The sequence below is a fragment of the Acetobacter persici genome, assembly GCF_018256955.1.
Classification (GTDB): domain Bacteria; phylum Pseudomonadota; class Alphaproteobacteria; order Acetobacterales; family Acetobacteraceae; genus Acetobacter; species Acetobacter persici.
The window spans coordinates 135,402-151,681 of sequence record NZ_JAERKU010000005.1; the positions used below are offsets into that span (position 1 = coordinate 135,402).

A 16,280-nucleotide genomic window follows, 5' to 3' on the forward strand; every position below is an offset into this window, starting at 1 on the left:
GAAAGATGGCTCTTTCCTCTGGCAACTTTGCGACCCCGCAGGTCTGCGCTGATGGAGAGATTACCGGATACTGTTTACGGCATCCGGAAACTCTCTTTTCTTGTCTTACAGAGTGACGTTTACGCCAAACTGGAAGGAGCGCATGATGGCACCTTTTTCAGCCCATGAAGAGTTATAAAGATAGGAGCCATACGTCCCGTAATCGGCAGGGGCACGGAAGCCCAGCAGGTTATACACTGTGGTGTAAACGCGCCATCTGTCGTTGATACGGTACGTCACGTTCAGGTCCACATCCCACCAGTTTTTAATGTGGCACTGGTTGCTCGGGGCATAGGCGCTGCCAACCAGAAGGTTAGCGCTATCAGCGCAGCTCCGGGTACCAACACCGTTGGTGTCTTCTGCCACGTTCTTGTACCCGCTGGTGTAGTAAACCGTCGGCGTAACAGAGAGGTTTTTCCAGATAAAGGTGTTGGACCAGTTGGCGCGCCAGCGCGGCGTGCCGGAAGCCGAAACCGCGTTATACGGTGCCAGAGTACCAGCCCAGTGCTGCACCTGACCATCAGGCATAGTAAGGTTAAAGGAGCGAACATACGTAGCCTGCCCCGTGCTGATCAGGCGAACATCCCGCAGGAAGCCCGGAAGACGCACATTGGCATTTACCTTCATATCCACACCATCTGTTACCAGACTGCGGGTGTTCAGATAGGCCAGATTAACCATGTAAGGGCGGACCTGCCCTGTGGGGTTCTGGGTATCGATCACGTCAGGCGTGACGCTGGTGCCTGCTGGAACAGCGGCATCCCCGCCGCTCAGCCACGCATTGGCGATAGCCGTAGCGCCAAGCGGGTTCGGTGCAATGTAGTTGCTCTTTTTGATGTAGTAATATCCAAATGTGAAGTTCAGCCAGTCTGTGGGGCGGATAACAGCAGCCCCCGTAAAGTTGGTTGAAATTTCCGGCTTCAGGTTCGGGTTACCAGCCGTATTCTGCCCAAGGCTGTAAGCCTGTGCATAGCTGTTTGCCGTGCCGTTTGCGTTCAGATGCTGGTTGATGAAGTTCTGGTTGGTCACGTTGTAGGTTGTGTAAGCAACATTCATCCCGTTGGTTTCAGCAAAGCTGGGCACACGGAAGCCACGGGAGAACGTGCCACGCAGCGTCAGCTGGCGTACCGGCGTGAAGGACAGGCCCGCTTTAGGAGAATAACGGCCAAACCCGCTCCCCTGTGCGTAATGGTCATACCGGCCGGAAATATCGGCCTGTACCATTTTGTGGAACGGCAGACCCAGTTCCCAGTACCCGGCTTCAACCCAGCGGCTGCCAGCAGCGTTAAACGGGTTGATATACCCGACATACTGTGCGTCCGGGTTATTGCGGTCATAGGGGTTGGCGCTCGGGTCGTTCAGAGCTTCGTACCGGATATTCCCGCCAATTGCGAGATTTGCCATACCGCCGGGCAGGCGGAACAGCCCTTTGGACACATGCATGTCACCCGAATATTCCTGAGAACGGGCATTCATGACGTTTTTCGGCGCAATGGAATTCAGAACTTCCTGACTGTTCTGCGTCGGGTCAAGGAAGTTATAGGTTCCGTTGATAATGGCGTTTTTGATACCGGCAATTGTTGGCGCACCCGTGATGGTCTGCTGCAACATGGTGTTCATGCCGGTAAAGTTGACGTCATAATTCCAGTCTGAGCCCCAGTGAGAAGCCGCCGTGCCGTTATAGCGCACAGCACCACGGAAGTTCTGGCTGAACTGCTGTGTTGTCGGAAGCAAATCACCAAATGTGTAATAAACCTGTTCTGGCACACCCAACGTATTATTCGGGTTGGGAGAACCATCAGGCAGAGTAACCGGGATGGGAGTGCTCAGCGTATCCGCATTGCGGGACTGTGAGCGTGCACGCGCGGCATAAGATGTGCCTGTATATTCAGACAGCGCCTGAGAATACATGAACATTGATGTCAGCTGAGACCGGGGCGTGACATCCACTGTCAGATGCGCCGTGGCGCTGATACGGCGCAGAGACGGCGAAATCTGGCCGTAATCATTCTCAGAATTCTGAGAGCAGGCCTGACTGGTGCCGGCAGCCCCCGCAACGGCCCCCGTCACAACAGACCCGTATTTTCCGCACCCGGCGGACTGATTGGCAAGCTGCCAGGCGCCGACACCACTCGTCCCACCATTACTGGGGCGGACAAGCGCCACAGGCGTGGGTCCAAAGTTATTGATGTTGCCTGCGCCATCAGAAACGTTTGTGATGCCGTTAATCCCGCCAATTCCGGAAAGGTCTGACGTATTATAGGGATATCCAAGCTGACGGTTATAGATGGCGTCATCCTGCTGATATTCAGAGTTGACGTAGAAGTTATACCCATCGCGGTGCAGATCACCCACGCCGTAGGTGGCGTACAGCTTCTGGTGGCCACCAAAACCGCCCTGTGCCAGACCACCTTCCGCGTTGCCTTCAAACCCTTTGATTTCTTTACGGGTGTTGTAATTGATAACGCCTGCGACCGCGTCAGCACCGTAAAGAGATGATCCGGCGTCTTCCATGGTATCAACAGATTCCATGATGGAAGACGGCATCCAGTTGGTATCAACAAAGTTGCGTTCACCGTCATCAGACAACGGATAGTAAGACAGACGCATGCCGTCCATCAGCACCAGTGTTGAATCGGTTGAAAGGCCACGCAGAGACGGAGCAGACGCACCGCCAGCAAACGCGCCATTTGCAGAGAAGGCGTTTGAGAGGGTCCCGGCGCCGTTGGACGAGAGGGACTGCAAAGCGTCCGTCACGTTGGCAAAGCCGCGGCGCTGCATATCCTGACGCGAAATATGCGTAATGGGCGACATGCTTTTAAGGTTGGGGTCTTTAAAAAGTGACCCGAGAACCGTAACGCTTTCCGGCTTGCCCGCTTCCGTCGCAGACGTGTTGGCCTGAGCCAGAGCGGCGCGGGCGGTTTTGGTCTGGGATGCACTCAGAGGTACCGCGCCTGTAGCCGCAGGCGCAGAGACCGGTGCTGCAACGGGAGCGGATGTTTTAACAGCCTTGGTCCGGGCTGCTGTTTTTTTAGCTGCCTTGGCATGAGACGGAGTGACCTGTGCCGTAGCAGAGGCACCCTGCGCCGCCTGAGCCAGAACGGGAAAACCCGCGGCGAGAACAGGCACAACATAGAGCAGTGAAAAAGACAGGGAAGCACGGTCTTTTTTAGAAAAACCTCGTTTTACAAGCTTGCGATGTCCGTGCGCCATCAAATCTGATCCCAACATGGAGAAGCGTGAAACATTTTTTATAAAAGTCGTAATACTTTTAAAATCGTTTTTGCCCCGAAACCGAAAGCCCCAAAATAGAACTGTGCAATATTTTGCATCTGAAATGATACATTTCTGACACACTTCGCCTCTTTCACGTCATACGTGAAACGAAAGCTATGCATTTTTATCATACCAAACCTGCTTTTATCAGATATCGTATACGCTTTAAGGGTTGCGTTCCCCCCGAATCGGATATGCGTTTCGCACAGGGCGCAAACAGGCAGGCAGGTTGGTAGGCAGGCACAAAAAAACCGGGAGAGCCGTAAGGCCTTCCCGGTTTTTGAAGCGGTCAGAACTGGTGGAGTGTCAGAGCGCGGCCAGCGGCTTCAGCACATGTACGGCGGGAGGCGCTTCCAGAAGGCCCTGCACGCTGGCGATCAGCGTTTTGAAGTGCGGGGTTTCCATATGGTCATTCAGGCCCTGACGGCTGGTCCAGCGTTCCACAAACACAAATGTCTGCGGGTCATCCTGATCCTGCTGCGGCACGTAGGACAGGTTGCTCTCTTCCGTCAGCGTCGGGGCGATACAGGCCTTCATGGCGTCCGCCACCTGCTGCTCCGCACCCGGTTTGGCTTTCAGAAAAGCAACGACGGTAATTTCTTCACTCATGGGTTTCTCCTCCACTCAGGTCGGTCTTAATTTTCAGAGCAGGCTCAGTGTAAGACGATGGGGCTAAAAGTCAGCCCCTTTTACCAGGAACTCTGTGAGCCACCGCCGCCGGAATCTCCACCGCCGCCGCTAAAGCCGCCGCCGTTTCCGCCCCCGCCAAAGGAGCCGCCACCGCCTCCACGCCCGCCGCCACGACTTTGCAGAATGGCGGACAGGATATTGAGGCCGAGATTCAGGAAAAAGCTCCATTTAGCACTCCGCTCGGCCTGCACGTCCGGCGGCACATAGCCCCCCGGATACAGGGCTGCACGGCGACGCGCACGGCGGATCAGCCAGACAGGCAGGAGGACAAACAGCAGGCCCAGCACGACCAGACCCGTCAGGGCCTCCAGAGCATCGGTCCGGGAATCCGGCTGCTGGCTGGCAGCCGCAGTCCCGCCGATATCGGCCGGGTCAGCATGCGCCAGCACATCCGCCAGAGCGTCTACAATACCATTGACAGCCTGCGCATAATGGCCCGCCTGAAGGTCGGGTCTGGCGGCTTGCAGAATGTCATGCGTTTGCAGGTCAGTCAGCACGCCTTCCAGCCCGTACCCGACCTCAATGCGGGACTGACGGTCGGGGATATCCAGCACCACCAGCAGGCCGTTATCCACGCCCTTTTTGCCAATGCCGGTCTTGTGGAAGGCCTCATTGGCATACAGGCTGATATCATCCACATGGCCGGGCAGAGAGACCAGAATCTGCGGATTACCGGGGAGCGTCTGGGAAAGCTGGAACAGTTTGTGGGACAGGGCCGCGTTCTCATCCGCAGAGAGAACGCTTTGCGGATCCGTCACCCACTGGCGCAGCAGCACGCCATTGTCTACGGGGGCCTCTGCGCGCGCATCGGCCGAGGCAAACGGGGCAGGTGCCACCCCAAACAGGACCAGCCCCAGAAGGGCCACCAGCCCGAACAGACGGACACGAAAGGCGCGCCGCAGCCCGCCCCCTTCTGGCCAGCGGAACACGGGATGATCCTGCCGCATGCTGTTATGCCTCTACGCGCTGGTTTTCAGTGTTTGGAGAAATCAACAACCGGCGGGGTCTGGGCTTCCGGCGTGGCCTGATAATAGACGCGCGCATGGTACCCCATGATGCCTGCCACCAGATTACCGGGGAAGTGCATGACCGTCTGGTTATAAGACAGAATAGCCTGCTGCAAACGCTGGCGCGCCACCGTAATGCGGTTCTGGGAGCCTTCAAGCTGCACCATCAGGCGCGTGAAGTCCTGATTGGCCTGCAACTGCGGAGACTGTTCCACAACGGCGTTAATCGCGCTGATTTCCTTGGCGTTGCGGGTCTGGGCTTCCAGAATTTTCTGCTGGAGGGTGGCGTTGTCTACCGTGCGCGGGTCAATCCGGCTCAGCGGCGTTTCACCGGAACGGGCGGCGGCATAGTCTGTCAGGGTGTCATGCTCATGCGTGGCATAGCCCTTTACGGTGTTGACCAGATTGGGGATCAGGTCAGACTGGCGCTGTACCTCGTTCTGCAACTGGCCCGTCTGCTCCAGCACATTCTGGTCCGCCGCCATGAAGCGGTTATAGCTGGACCCGAAAATGGCCAGAAGGCCAACAATCAGAATCGCAGGGATGAGAAGCTTCTTCATCAGGAAATCCTTGGTAAACGCATCAGAACAGATCCATTCCAGAGGAGCCTATACCCCCTCACGGTTCTGTGTGTTGCTTCTCTTTACGCGAAAACATCCGTCAGATGCGAAATATTTCCTGCATAGTAAAAAGAACAGGGGAAAATCCGTCTCACATCTTGGAGGGAGAGGCCGCGTTCTTTATAATTCCCGCCCATGATTATCATCACCGGTGGCGCCGGTTTCATTGGCTCATGCCTTCAGGCTTCCCTCGCACAGCGTGGCGTGGAAACCGTGGTGGTGGACTGGCTGGGGTCTGACCTGAAATGGCGGAATCTGGCAGCCCATGCCCCCTCCCGCGTTATCGCGCCGGAAGAGCTGGAGGCGTTTTTGGCCACCGGCCCGAAAGTGGACGCCGTGTTCCATATGGGCGCGATCAGCGAGACCACGGCACGGGACGCCGACCTTGTCTGGCGGACCAATGTCGCCCTGACCCAGACTCTATGGGACTGGTGTGCCCGCACGGACACCCGCTTTATCTATGCCTCCTCCGCCGCGACCTATGGCGCCGCCGACAGGCCGGAACTGTTCTCGGATGATCCGGCGACGCTGGACCGGCTGACCCCGCTCAACCTCTATGGCTGGTCCAAACACACATTTGACCAGCATGTGATGGCCGGGCTGAAGAAGCACGCCCCGCAGCCCCCGCAATGGGCCGGGCTGAAGTTCTTTAACGTCTACGGCCCGAATGAATACCACAAAGGCAAGATGATCTCTGTGGTGAAGGTGAAGTATGATGAGGTAAAAGCGGGCAACCCGGCCCGTCTCTTCCGCTCCGACCGCCCGGACATTGCCGATGGCCAGCAGATGCGGGACTTTATCTGGGTGGGCGACGTGGTGGACGTCATGCTCTGGCTGTATGACACGCCCTCCGTCTCCGGGCTTTTCAACTGCGGCAGCGGCGTTGCCCGGTCCTATCTGGATCTGGCCCATGCGGTGTGTGACGCCGCAGGCTGCCCCCGCCGCGTCGAATTTATTGCCATGCCGGACAGCCTGCGCGGGCAGTATCAGTCCTACACGCAGGCGGACCTCACGCGCCTGCGGGCGGCGGGCTATACAGGCACGTTTACCACGCTGGAAGACGGCATCCGCCAGTATGTGCAAAACTATCTGGCAACGGAGAACCCGTATCTCTGAGTCCGCCTGCTGACCCACTTAAATCTGTTGTACGGCCGGGTTTTTCCGCCTGACAGCCCTCTGATCTTTCGCCCCCACAGGACCCTGCATGCTGCCAGTTCTTCTCTTCCCGCAATTTGACCCGGTGCTGGTGCATCTGGGGCCGCTGGCCATCCGGTGGTATGCGCTGTCCTACATTGTGGGCATTGTGCTGGGGGTTTCCCTTCTTCGCAGGCTGGTGCCGCTTGCCCCCCGCGCCGCCACAACGGAACAGGCGGATGATTTTCTCGGCTGGGTGACGCTTGGTGTGCTACTGGGCGGCCGGCTGGGTTATGTGCTGTTTTATCAGCCGGGCTATTATCTGACGCATCCGCTGAGTATCCTGCAGGTCTGGAAGGGTGGCATGTCCTTCCACGGCGGTGCGCTGGGCGTGATTGTGGCCATGGCGCTGTTTGCCTGGCGCAACAAGATCAATTTTCTGGCCTTTGCGGACCGTGTGACGGTGGCTGTGCCGGTCGGGCTGGGGCTGGGGCGTATTGCCAACTTTATCAATGGGGAACTATGGGGGCGGGAAGCCCCCGCCAGCCTGCCCTGGGCGATGATCTTCCCCAATGCCGGGCCCATTCCCCGCCACCCGTCCGAACTGTATGAAGCACTGACGGAAGGGTTGCTGCTCTTCAGTGTCATGTTTCTTGTCTCCCGCAGGCAGAGCGTGCGGGAACGTCCGGGCTTTCTGGCCGGGCTGTTTCTGGCGGGCTATGCCTGCGCGCGCAGCTTTTGCGAATTTTTCCGGGAACCGGATGCGTTTCTGGGCTTCCTGCCCGGCGGGGTGACCATGGGGCAGGTATTGTGCGTCCCCATGCTGGCCGCCGGTGTGGCGCTGATGCTGCATGCCCGCCGCAGCCCGGTTTATACCGGCCTGCCGGACCCGGCCCCCGCGCCAGACGCCGGGGCCTGAAGAGGCACGCGTCATGCCCACGTACCCGCCCGATCCGCGATCCTCACCCGCTCCCTCAGCACCCCCGGCAGGGCCGGAGCGGCTGGACCATTTTATGGCGCGGGCCAATGCCCGGTATTACGCGACGCATCCTCTGCTGAGTGACTTTATTACCGCACCGGAAATCTCTCAGGTTTTCGGGGAACTTCTGGGCGCATGGGCCGCGACTGTGTGGGCCAGTATGGGCTGCCCCAGCCGTGTAATTCTTGCCGAAGCCGGGCCGGGGCGCGGCACGCTGATGGCCGACATGCTCCGGCTGATTACCGCCCGCGTGCCGACCTTTGCACACGCGCTTGAGGTGCATCTGGTTGAAACCTCCCCTCTGATGCGGGAGGCGCAGGCAAAGGCGCTGGCGCCATTCGCAGCCCGTGTGCCGGGGCTTGCGCCAGTCTGGCATACCGGGCTGGACAGTCTGCCGGGTGGCCCGCTGATTCTGGTTGCCAATGAATTTCTGGATGCTCTGCCCATTCGCCAGTTTCTGCACACACCCGCAGGCTGGCTGGAACATTATGTGCAGGATGCCGCCTTTTGCTGCGTACCCTGCCCGGCTCCCGAGCTACCAGATGGCCGCGCGCTGGACCCGGACTGCGTGGTGGAACTGTGTGAACCCGCACTGGACGTCGGCCGCCTGCTCGGGCAGCGTTTTGCGCACACGCCGGGCGCTGCCCTCTTTCTGGATTACGGCCATAACTCCAGCCTAACCGGGGATTCTCTGCAAGCCCTGCGCCACGCCCGCCCTGCCAGACCTCTAGACGCAGCAGGAGAGGCCGACCTGACCGCCCATGTGGATTTTACCGCTTTTGCCGCCGCTGCCCGGCAGGCGGGAGCGACCATCTGGGGCGCTGTCACACAAGGGGCGTTTTTGCGTGCTTTAGGGCTGATGGAACGCACGGAGCAGCTTGCCGCCCATGCCAGCCCGCAGGACGCGGACGCTCTGCGCAGCGGCGCGGACAGACTGGCCGCACCGGAAAAGATGGGGCATCTTTTCCGGGTGATGGCCCTGACCTCCCCCTTACTCCCCATGCCCCCCGGCTTTATGAAAGGACCGGCTGAATGACATCCGGCCAGACCGCTTCAACGCGCCCATCCCCCCTGACCAGCCCCCTTCTGGCCCCCGCGCGGCACGGGTTTTTTACGCGGGAAGGCGGCGTATCCACCGGACCGTATGCCAGCCTGAACTGCTCAACCCGCTCGGGGGATGATCCGGCCAGTCTGGCGGAAAACCGCCGCCGCGTGGCTGCCTGTCTGGGTGTTGCACCGGAAAAGCTGCTGGGTGTGACCCAGATCCACTGCCCCCGCGTGATAACGGTGGAAACGCCCTGGGCCCCGGGAGAGGGTGAGCAGGCGGATGCGATGGTCACACGCCTGCCCGATGTTGCGCTGGGTGTGATTACGGCGGACTGCGCCCCGGTTCTGTTTACCTCAAAAGACGGCAGGACCGTGGGCGCGGCCCATGCGAGCTGGCGCGGCGCGCTGGCCGGGGTTCTGGAAGCCACGCTGGAGGCCATGCAGGCTCTTGGCGAAAATCCGGCAGAAATCCGCGCCGTCGTTGGCCCCTGTATTGCGCAGGAAAGCTACGAAACAGGCGAGGACATGCACGCCGCCATTACCTCGGCCGACCCACAGGCCGCCCGGTTTTTCACCCCCGGCAAGCCGGGCCATTATCAGTTTGATCTGGCAGGCTGGTGCGTGTTCCGGCTGGAACGCGCCGGGATCGGGCAGGTGGCGGCCCTTGGCGTGGACACGCGGGCGGATGAGGCCCGGTTCTTCAGCCACCGGCGGCGCACGCTGGCCGGTGGTGGGCCAATCGGGCACCAGATTTCAGTCATTGCGACAGGAGCGCAGAACGGATGAGCGGTTTTTTCCGCCACACGGCCCTTCCCCTCTCGGGCCTGATCCTGCTGAGCGGCTGCATTGACATGCCGCATCCTTTTTCTGACCCCGGCAAGGAAGGCGCGCGACTGGCCGCCAATGCCCCGCCCTCCCGGCTGGATATTCCTGTCCCGACCGATAGCCGGCTCTCGCCTGACGCTGCCAGACTGTGGAGCAAGGATGTAGCGGCCGAACTGCTGCAACAGACCATTCCCGCCATGGCACAACCCGTCCGCCCCGGAGACTGGTGGCTGAAAATGCGGGCTGACCAGCGAGGGGACCAGATTGTGCCGGTCTATATGGTCATGACCCCGAAAAATGAAGTGCGCGCCACGCAGGAAGGCGAGCCGCTTCAGGCCGCGCTCTGGACAGCTGCGGACCCCGCGACTCTGAGCCTTGCCGCACAGGATGCCGCTCCCAAAGTGGCCTCCGTGCTGACAGGTATTCAGGCGGACGATATGGAAAAAGACCCGCACAGCCTGAAGCATCGCGCTGCGCGTGTTTACTTTAAAGGTGTGACGGGAGCACCGGGTGACGGCAATATCTCGCTCAGCCGAGCCTTTGCCGCCTCCTTCCGCAATACGGCCTACACGCTCCAGAACACGACAGAAAACGTGGATTTTACCGTCGCGACAACGGTCAGACTGACCCCCGGCCCGGCAGGCACCACGGGCCACCCGCAGCAGCATATTGAAATTGTCTGGCGTGTAACGGACAAGAGCGGGAAGGAAGCCGGAGCCGCCACCCAGTTGCACGATATTGAGGCGCACTCACTGGATGGCTACTGGGGTGACATTGCCGTAGTGGCCGCACAGGAAGCCGCCGGGGCCATCCGCCAGATTATCGACCGCTATTCCGGGCGTGACAACGCACCGTTGCCGCCCCCGGGAACTGGGGCTGGAGCTGGGAAAGCCGCCGGAGAAAAACAGAAAAGCTGAAACAGTCTCGAAGATCTGAACATACGAGGCACGACCGTGCCTCGTTTCTGCTCATGAGAGAGACATTACTGCTTTAGGCGGTCCTTCCGCACATAAACGTCAGGAATACCGGGCAGCAGCGTATACTGCGTCTGTAAAAGCTGGACGACACAGCCCATGAAGTTTTCCGGCTTCCAGATTCCCCATACGGTCCAGTTATCAAAATAAATGACTGGCGGGGGATTTTTAGGAAGATCAACACAAATATCGCGTTCATACCCCGCGACAGGACTTTTTGCATAATCCGCCTCCCAGGGCAGATAGGCATGATATTTTTTGATGGGAAGCCGGTCGGCCTCAATATAGACGTTTGGATTATAGGGAATAACCAGAATACGTTCATCAGGATGCGCGTATTCACGGATTTTCTGGTCAATCAGGTTATCGCTTTTCTTAAAAGGATGAAAACCTGCCTGTTTGCGTTGTACATAATCTTCCCCAAAGGGGGTGGAAACAGCATGCAGGCCGACCAGTAGGGAACATACGACCAGAAGAGCGGAAACTGTACTTAATTTGTATCTGGATTCATTCAGCCAATAGGGCACCATCTGGGCGACAAACCCTAATGCCGCGACCACAAACGTACCATTCTGAAATGTTGTACCGCCCCGCGCATCCAGAGACAAAAGACCTGCTATAGCGATAAGCCCTGCGATTTTATAACGGGTCCTGACGAGAAGAATCAGGCTTCCGAGCAGCAGGGAGCAGACCGCAAGTGTCTGGACCAGATTAGCCGGGAGAAGCGAAGGCCGAAGGCTTTTGAAAACAGCGGCAAACCCGAAGGGAATATAATGCGCATAATAAAATTGATTGTTAATAAAATGGTAAACAATAAAGCCTTTGAGATCTGCATAGAGCAGCATCCACAAAAGAAAAATCCCCAGCGCGCCTGCTGCACCCAGAAGGCTGTAGAGAGCGTCTTTTCTATTCAGCTTTGCTGTCCGGCGACACAATACAGCCAGAAGAGATAAGGTAAAAAGCGCCGTAACCGGAAGAAAAGAATAAGCCACAAAGGGCAAAAGGACCAGAGCCGCGCCGCCCGCAGCAGCCGCCCATTTTTGCACCGGTTTATCCAGAAGAGCAGGAACAACAAGCAAAGAGCAGGCAAGAACCGTCAGATTTCCGCCAAAAATCCAATACCCGTTCATATTCAGAGCCTGCACGATCCAGACCGGACCTAACAGACCAAGAAAGAGTGCTGGGGAAAGCAAACGCTCCCGCCATGAGGCCGCGCTGCTCACAAAATACAGCCCGGTTGCAGAAATCAGGGTGATAAAGAGGGCATTCAGGCGAAACAGAAAGGCGTAGTGATATCCAACAACCTTTCCCAACAGCCATGTTACGAAAAAGACCAGAGGACCATGGGCGTCGATATAGTCGCGGTAGAGAATATCCCCGTTTTCAATCGCCCAGCCGCCAATATCATGTCCGGATTCATCCCCAAAGGCATGATATCCAAATCCGTAAAATACCTGCACAAGAAATATCAAAAAAGAAACAAGCGCAAAGAGTAGGATGCGATTTCTTCCAGATATCAGTGACTGTAAATCTCTGGCCCAGACATGACGCCCTTTATCACCCATGATATCCACTCAACCCTTTTCGACTAACACGGTCCTTTGTGGCATCCCCATACAGGCTCCCACCGTGAAAAGCTTTCTTTTTTGAAGAAAAAACGCCCACTTTTACAAAGAGGCAGAGTCATTTTTTGACCCACAAAAAAAGACCAGCCCTGAAACCCAAAAGGATCAGGACTGGTCTTTTTTACCGTCTACGGAAAAGAACTTCGCTCTAACGTCAGGAGCGGGAAGAATCCGGGGAGACAATCACGCACCCGCTCAGGCGGCGGCAGGCGGCGACCGCATCTGTGTGGGACAGGTTGGTCAGGCGGGCGCGATAGAGGCGGCCTTTTTTGACCTGCACAGCCGCAACCTGCGCTTTGGCGCCGGACAGTGTAGCCTGATTACGGGCCTGCCCCGTGGCCTGCTGCGCCATGGACGCGGTATTGAACGCCCCGACCTGAATGGCCCAGTTGCGCGGTTCCTGCGCACGGGCTTTTTTGCTCAGCAACGGAGCAGGTTCCGCCATTGCGGGGGAGACCAGATGGAATGACCGGCCACGGCTGGGTGTGGCGGCCGGGGTTACGGCGGCGACACGCAGCACATGCGCCTGCGTCGGAATAATGGGGGAAGAGACCGTGGGAGAGGCAGGCTCGGACTGCGTTTTATCCGCCGCATCTTCAACCGGTTCAGAAGCATCCACCGCCTGCGCCACCTGCACCGGCGCTTCAGACGCAGGGACAGAGACCGCACCCGCTTTGGCCATGCGCTGTGCCCAGACAGAACTGACGTCACTCCGCGTGGAAGACGCAGAAGCACGCGCCACAGGATGCCAGTCCGCCCCGTAGGACGGCGTATCTGTGCCGTTACTTTCCGCCGCCTGCGCCACCTGCACCGGCTGGCTATCCGCAGGCAGGCCGGACTGCTTGCGCTGCCAGGCCGTGCGGACCGAACTGGTTTCCGTGTTGGACTGCACCGGCTGGTAGGCCATGGCCATACTGTCATGGCTGGCCACCAGCATATCCGCCTGTGAGCGGTTGGCGGGCCAGATGCCAACGATACGTCGGCCGATGGAGGCCACATAATTCCGGGTTTCACGCGGCAGGGTGCGGTTGCGCGTCAGGAAATCCTCAAGCCGCCCCGGACCAGCGTTATAGGCTGCCAGAAAGCCGGGTGAGCCATAAACGTCATACATCTGCCGGATATAGGCCGTGCCCGCCATGATGTTATCATGCGGGTCAAACGCGTCATCCCCCAGATTATAGGCATAACGCAGAGAGTCATATGTGGGGGGCATAAGCTGCATCAGCCCCATGGCCCCCGGCGCGGAGGTGACAAACTGGCCGTTATGGAACAGCCGCCCACCGGATTCCTGCTGCATGACAGCACGGACCCACTCTTCCGGCACGTCAAACCGTTTGGATGCTTCCTGAATATACGGTCCCCACGGATCTTCCGGCGGGCCGGGCGGAGCGTAGTAGGAACGGGCATGGGCACGGTACTGCGCGGCTTCTTCCGCGACCGGAATGGACGGAGAGCCATCAGTGCCGGGCTGCCCCGCACAGGCGGCCAGCAGCCCGAGCAGGCCAAGGGCCGGAGAGGTTTTTGCCGCACGACGCAGGGCCTTACGCCACCGGGGAGCAAGGGACTGATAAAACCGCAAGGGGGGTCGTCTGGATGTCATCGGGTATATCCGCCCTGCCCACGTGAGGAGGCACCACGGGCCAGCCGGGGATTCTCCTGAGAGTATATGGAAAGAATCTTCTCTAAGTCTCTATAACGCCAGCCTCTCTCATGCAACACATCATCCCTGCTCCCGCCACACGTCCGGCGAGCCGGCCCGCGCGGGCCGGAGCTCTGCCAAAGCGGGCGGGAGTTGCGGGCGGCGGCGTGATCGGATAGGCGAGAAAGCATGATGGTCAGTTCCGGTTCTTCTGAACACACCCGCCTGCTGGACTCAGCACCACGCACGCGCTCGCGCATCGTGATGGCCTGCAAGGACATTACGGATGGCTTCCGGCTGTGGCGTCTGGCCGCAACGCTGGGCTGGCTGGATATCAGGCTGCAATTCAGCGGGTCCACACTGGGGCCGTTCTGGCTGACACTGACAACGGCGGTCATGATCGGCTCCATGGGGTTGATCTATTCCCAGCTGTTTCATCTTGTTCTGAGAGACTACCTCCCGTACCTCTCAATTTCGATAATTCTATGGCAGACAGGTCTTTCCGCCTTAATTCTGGAAAGCTGTTCCACCTTTACCCGCGCCACGGAAACGCTGCGTTCCGTCAACATGCCCTACACCGTGCAGGCCCTGCGGACCATGATGCGCTGCGGGATTGTGTTCAGCTATAATCTGGTCGTGCCGGTCGCGGTTTTTCTGATTTTTGGTATCTCGCCGGGAGCGGACGTCGTGCTGGCGCTGCCTGCCCTTCTGGTCTGGCTGGTGGATAGCGTGGCCCTCTGCCTTCTGCTGGGCTGCGCGTGTGCGCGCTTCCGTGATATTCCGCCCATTGTTGGCAGCGTGATGCAGATTATCTTCTACATCACCCCCATTATCTGGGAGCCCAAGCAGGTCGGTGCCCATGCCTGGTGGCTGTATTTCAACCCCTTCTATTCCCTGCTGGAAATTGTGCGCAGGCCCTTTCTGGGGCAGATCCCCACCGCGACCTCCTGGCTGATTGCCGGGGGGATCAGCGTGTTTTTCTGCCTGCTAGCCCTGTTTGTCTTTTCCCGCTCCCGCAGCAAACTGGCGTTCTGGGTATGAGCGGTTCTGTTTTTGACGCCGGGCGCGTCGCCCCCGGCACCTCCTCCATCAGCATCCGGGCTCTCTCTCTGGAATTCCCGATTTTTCATGGTGGCGCACGGTCCCTGAAAAAGATGCTGTTCAAGCGTGGCAAAGCGGCTCTCGCCAGTTCCCGCAGCCTGCGCACGGGCGGGGAAGTCCGCATGAACCGTGCGGATGGCGGGCCGGTTTATGTGCAGGCGCTGGAGAATGTGTCTGTCGAAATCCGGGCCGGGGAACGTGTCGGGCTGATTGGCCATAATGGTGCTGGCAAATCCACCCTGCTGCGGGTGATGGCGGGCATCTACATGCCGGATGCCCCCAATGTGCATATTCGCGGACAGGTTGCGGCCCTGCTGGACGTTAATTCCGGCATGAACCCGGAGCTGACGGGGCGTGAAAACATTACCCTGATGGGCCGCCACAAAGGGCTGAGCACCGCACAGATCCATCAGCTTGAGCGGGATGTGGAAGACTTTGCCCAGCTTGATACGTTTTTAGACCTGCCGGTGCGGCTCTATTCTTCCGGCATGATTGTGCGTCTGGGCTTTGGTCTGGCCACGGCCATTACCCCGCAGATCCTGCTGATGGATGAATGGTTTATGGCCGGCGATTTCCACTTCCGGGAGCGGGCGGAAAAACGCCTGTCTTCCGTGGTGAACAATACGGATATTCTGGTGATCACCTCCCACGCGCTGGACGTGCTGGAAGAATGGTGCACCCGGCTGATCTGGCTGGAAGGCGGGCAGATCCGTATGGATGGCCCGACGGGCGATGTGCTGGCCGCTTACCGCGTGGACATGCAGGTGCCGGACGCTCAGGCCTGAACGCCGGGGCCGGTAAAGGCCGGATGATTGCTGCCACCACAGGCACCCTGTAAAGTTGACGGCTCTTGCAGCCACAGCGTGAGGCAGGCCGTGCTTTTACTGAAACCTTTTCTGATTTATCTGGCGGCCGGTTTTGCAGAAATTGCCGGATGCTTTGCGGTCTGGCTCTGGCTGAAGGAAGGCCGCTCCGCATGGCTGCTCCTGCCCGGCCTTGTCAGCCTGATCCTGTTCGCACTTCTGCTCACCCGTATTGAGTCTGATTCCGCAAGCCGGGCCTATGCGGCCTATGGCGGCGTTTATATCACCGCATCACTGGTCTGGATGCGGGTGGTGGAAGGCCGCATGCCGGATAAATGGGAAATTCTGGGGGCGCTGGTATGTCTGGCGGGGGCGTCCCTCATTCTGCTGGCCCCGCGAGGCGCCTGAGCAGACAGACAATAAAAAAGGCGGGACCGGCAGAGTGCTGCCTGTCCCGCCCTGTGATCAAAAAGCCTGAGCTTTCTGTATTCCGCCCCCTGCCCGCGCATAGAAGCCCGGGC

Annotated in this window: 14 protein-coding genes; 8 read left to right on the top strand and 6 right to left on the bottom strand. The window is 58.9% G+C overall.

Features of this window, described 5'->3' with window-relative positions; genetic code table 11:
• Positions 1 to 105 precede the first annotated feature (105 nt).
• The 4 genes from JK199_RS08115 to JK199_RS08130 all read right to left on the bottom strand — a co-directional run bounded on the left by JK199_RS08115 (position 106) and on the right by JK199_RS08130 (position 5,572).
• Positions 106 to 3,252, bottom strand: coding sequence for a TonB-dependent receptor domain-containing protein (locus JK199_RS08115; RefSeq protein ID WP_212375076.1), 3,147 nt, complete (start codon positions 3,250 to 3,252; stop codon positions 106 to 108).
• A 369-nt stretch (positions 3,253 to 3,621) separates the two neighbouring features.
• Entirely contained in the window at positions 3,622 to 3,924 is a 303-nt protein-coding gene (locus JK199_RS08120) for a putative quinol monooxygenase (RefSeq protein WP_212375077.1), read from the bottom strand.
• A gap of 80 nt (positions 3,925 to 4,004) precedes the next feature.
• Positions 4,005 to 4,952 (bottom strand): TPM domain-containing protein, encoded by a 948-nt coding sequence (locus JK199_RS08125; RefSeq protein WP_212375079.1) that lies wholly within the window; start codon positions 4,950 to 4,952, stop codon positions 4,005 to 4,007.
• Positions 4,953 to 4,978: 26 nt separating this feature from the next.
• Positions 4,979 to 5,572 (bottom strand): LemA family protein, encoded by a 594-nt coding sequence (locus tag JK199_RS08130; RefSeq protein WP_077930999.1) that lies wholly within the window; start codon positions 5,570 to 5,572, stop codon positions 4,979 to 4,981.
• Positions 5,573 to 5,767: 195 nt separating this feature from the next.
• Here JK199_RS08130 and rfaD point away from each other — a divergent pair, with 195 nt between their 5' ends.
• From rfaD to JK199_RS08155, 5 genes are all read left to right on the top strand, one after another.
• The gene (gene rfaD, locus JK199_RS08135; RefSeq protein WP_077930998.1) at positions 5,768 to 6,748 is read left to right on the top strand and encodes an ADP-glyceromanno-heptose 6-epimerase; all 981 of its coding nucleotides are present in this window, start codon (positions 5,768 to 5,770) and stop codon (positions 6,746 to 6,748) included.
• Between the two features lie 88 nt (positions 6,749 to 6,836).
• Positions 6,837 to 7,685, top strand: a complete 849-nt coding sequence (lgt, locus tag JK199_RS08140) for a prolipoprotein diacylglyceryl transferase (RefSeq protein WP_086654623.1) — start codon at positions 6,837 to 6,839, stop codon at positions 7,683 to 7,685.
• Positions 7,686 to 7,698: 13 nt separating this feature from the next.
• Positions 7,699 to 8,781 carry a class I SAM-dependent methyltransferase gene (locus JK199_RS08145; protein ID WP_212375081.1) on the top strand — a complete coding sequence of 361 codons (1,083 nt, stop codon included), beginning with the start codon at positions 7,699 to 7,701 and terminating at the stop codon, positions 8,779 to 8,781.
• Complete coding sequence (pgeF, locus tag JK199_RS08150) at positions 8,778 to 9,578, top strand: peptidoglycan editing factor PgeF (RefSeq protein ID WP_212375083.1); 801 nt, start codon at positions 8,778 to 8,780, stop codon at positions 9,576 to 9,578. Before JK199_RS08145 ends, pgeF begins: the two co-directional genes overlap by 4 nt.
• A complete protein-coding gene (locus tag JK199_RS08155) occupies positions 9,575 to 10,534 on the top strand; it encodes a hypothetical protein (RefSeq protein ID WP_212375085.1) in 960 nt (319 codons plus the stop codon). Before pgeF ends, JK199_RS08155 begins: the two co-directional genes overlap by 4 nt.
• A gap of 65 nt (positions 10,535 to 10,599) precedes the next feature.
• Here JK199_RS08155 and JK199_RS15765 read toward each other — a convergent pair whose 3' ends face one another.
• Both JK199_RS15765 and JK199_RS08165 read right to left on the bottom strand, forming a co-directional pair.
• Entirely contained in the window at positions 10,600 to 12,063 is a 1,464-nt protein-coding gene (locus JK199_RS15765) for a hypothetical protein (RefSeq protein ID WP_244984997.1), read from the bottom strand.
• A 307-nt stretch (positions 12,064 to 12,370) separates the two neighbouring features.
• The gene (locus JK199_RS08165; protein WP_212375087.1) at positions 12,371 to 13,816 is read right to left on the bottom strand and encodes a lytic transglycosylase domain-containing protein; all 1,446 of its coding nucleotides are present in this window, start codon (positions 13,814 to 13,816) and stop codon (positions 12,371 to 12,373) included.
• Positions 13,817 to 14,044: 228 nt separating this feature from the next.
• On the opposite strand from JK199_RS08165, the gene JK199_RS08170 reads away from it, so the two are divergent.
• The 3 genes from JK199_RS08170 to JK199_RS08180 all read left to right on the top strand — a co-directional run bounded on the left by JK199_RS08170 (position 14,045) and on the right by JK199_RS08180 (position 16,167).
• Positions 14,045 to 14,896 carry an ABC transporter permease gene (locus tag JK199_RS08170; RefSeq protein ID WP_212375089.1) on the top strand — a complete coding sequence of 284 codons (852 nt, stop codon included), beginning with the start codon at positions 14,045 to 14,047 and terminating at the stop codon, positions 14,894 to 14,896.
• Positions 14,893 to 15,741 carry an ABC transporter ATP-binding protein gene (locus JK199_RS08175; RefSeq protein ID WP_212375092.1) on the top strand — a complete coding sequence of 283 codons (849 nt, stop codon included), beginning with the start codon at positions 14,893 to 14,895 and terminating at the stop codon, positions 15,739 to 15,741. Before JK199_RS08170 ends, JK199_RS08175 begins: the two co-directional genes overlap by 4 nt.
• A 90-nt stretch (positions 15,742 to 15,831) precedes the next feature.
• Positions 15,832 to 16,167 carry a YnfA family protein gene (locus tag JK199_RS08180; protein WP_212375094.1) on the top strand — a complete coding sequence of 112 codons (336 nt, stop codon included), beginning with the start codon at positions 15,832 to 15,834 and terminating at the stop codon, positions 16,165 to 16,167.
• The last annotated feature ends 113 nt before the right edge of the window (positions 16,168 to 16,280 follow it).

Excerpts from the sequence above, each read along its gene's own strand:
- JK199_RS08115 (WP_212375076.1), bottom strand. The coding sequence starts at position 3,252 with ATGGCGCACGGACATCGCAAGCTTGTAAAACGAGGTTTTTCTAAAAAA.
- JK199_RS08120 (WP_212375077.1), bottom strand. The coding sequence starts at position 3,924 with ATGAGTGAAGAAATTACCGTCGTTGCTTTTCTGAAAGCCAAACCGGGT.
- JK199_RS08125 (WP_212375079.1), bottom strand. The coding sequence starts at position 4,952 with ATGCGGCAGGATCATCCCGTGTTCCGCTGGCCAGAAGGGGGCGGGCTG.
- JK199_RS08130 (WP_077930999.1), bottom strand. The coding sequence starts at position 5,572 with ATGAAGAAGCTTCTCATCCCTGCGATTCTGATTGTTGGCCTTCTGGCC.
- rfaD (WP_077930998.1), top strand. The coding sequence starts at position 5,768 with ATGATTATCATCACCGGTGGCGCCGGTTTCATTGGCTCATGCCTTCAG.
- lgt (WP_086654623.1), top strand. The coding sequence starts at position 6,837 with ATGCTGCCAGTTCTTCTCTTCCCGCAATTTGACCCGGTGCTGGTGCAT.
- JK199_RS08145 (WP_212375081.1), top strand. The coding sequence starts at position 7,699 with ATGCCCACGTACCCGCCCGATCCGCGATCCTCACCCGCTCCCTCAGCA.
- pgeF (WP_212375083.1), top strand. The coding sequence starts at position 8,778 with ATGACATCCGGCCAGACCGCTTCAACGCGCCCATCCCCCCTGACCAGC.
- JK199_RS08155 (WP_212375085.1), top strand. The coding sequence starts at position 9,575 with ATGAGCGGTTTTTTCCGCCACACGGCCCTTCCCCTCTCGGGCCTGATC.
- JK199_RS08165 (WP_212375087.1), bottom strand. The coding sequence starts at position 13,816 with ATGACATCCAGACGACCCCCCTTGCGGTTTTATCAGTCCCTTGCTCCC.
- JK199_RS08170 (WP_212375089.1), top strand. The coding sequence starts at position 14,045 with ATGATGGTCAGTTCCGGTTCTTCTGAACACACCCGCCTGCTGGACTCA.
- JK199_RS08175 (WP_212375092.1), top strand. The coding sequence starts at position 14,893 with ATGAGCGGTTCTGTTTTTGACGCCGGGCGCGTCGCCCCCGGCACCTCC.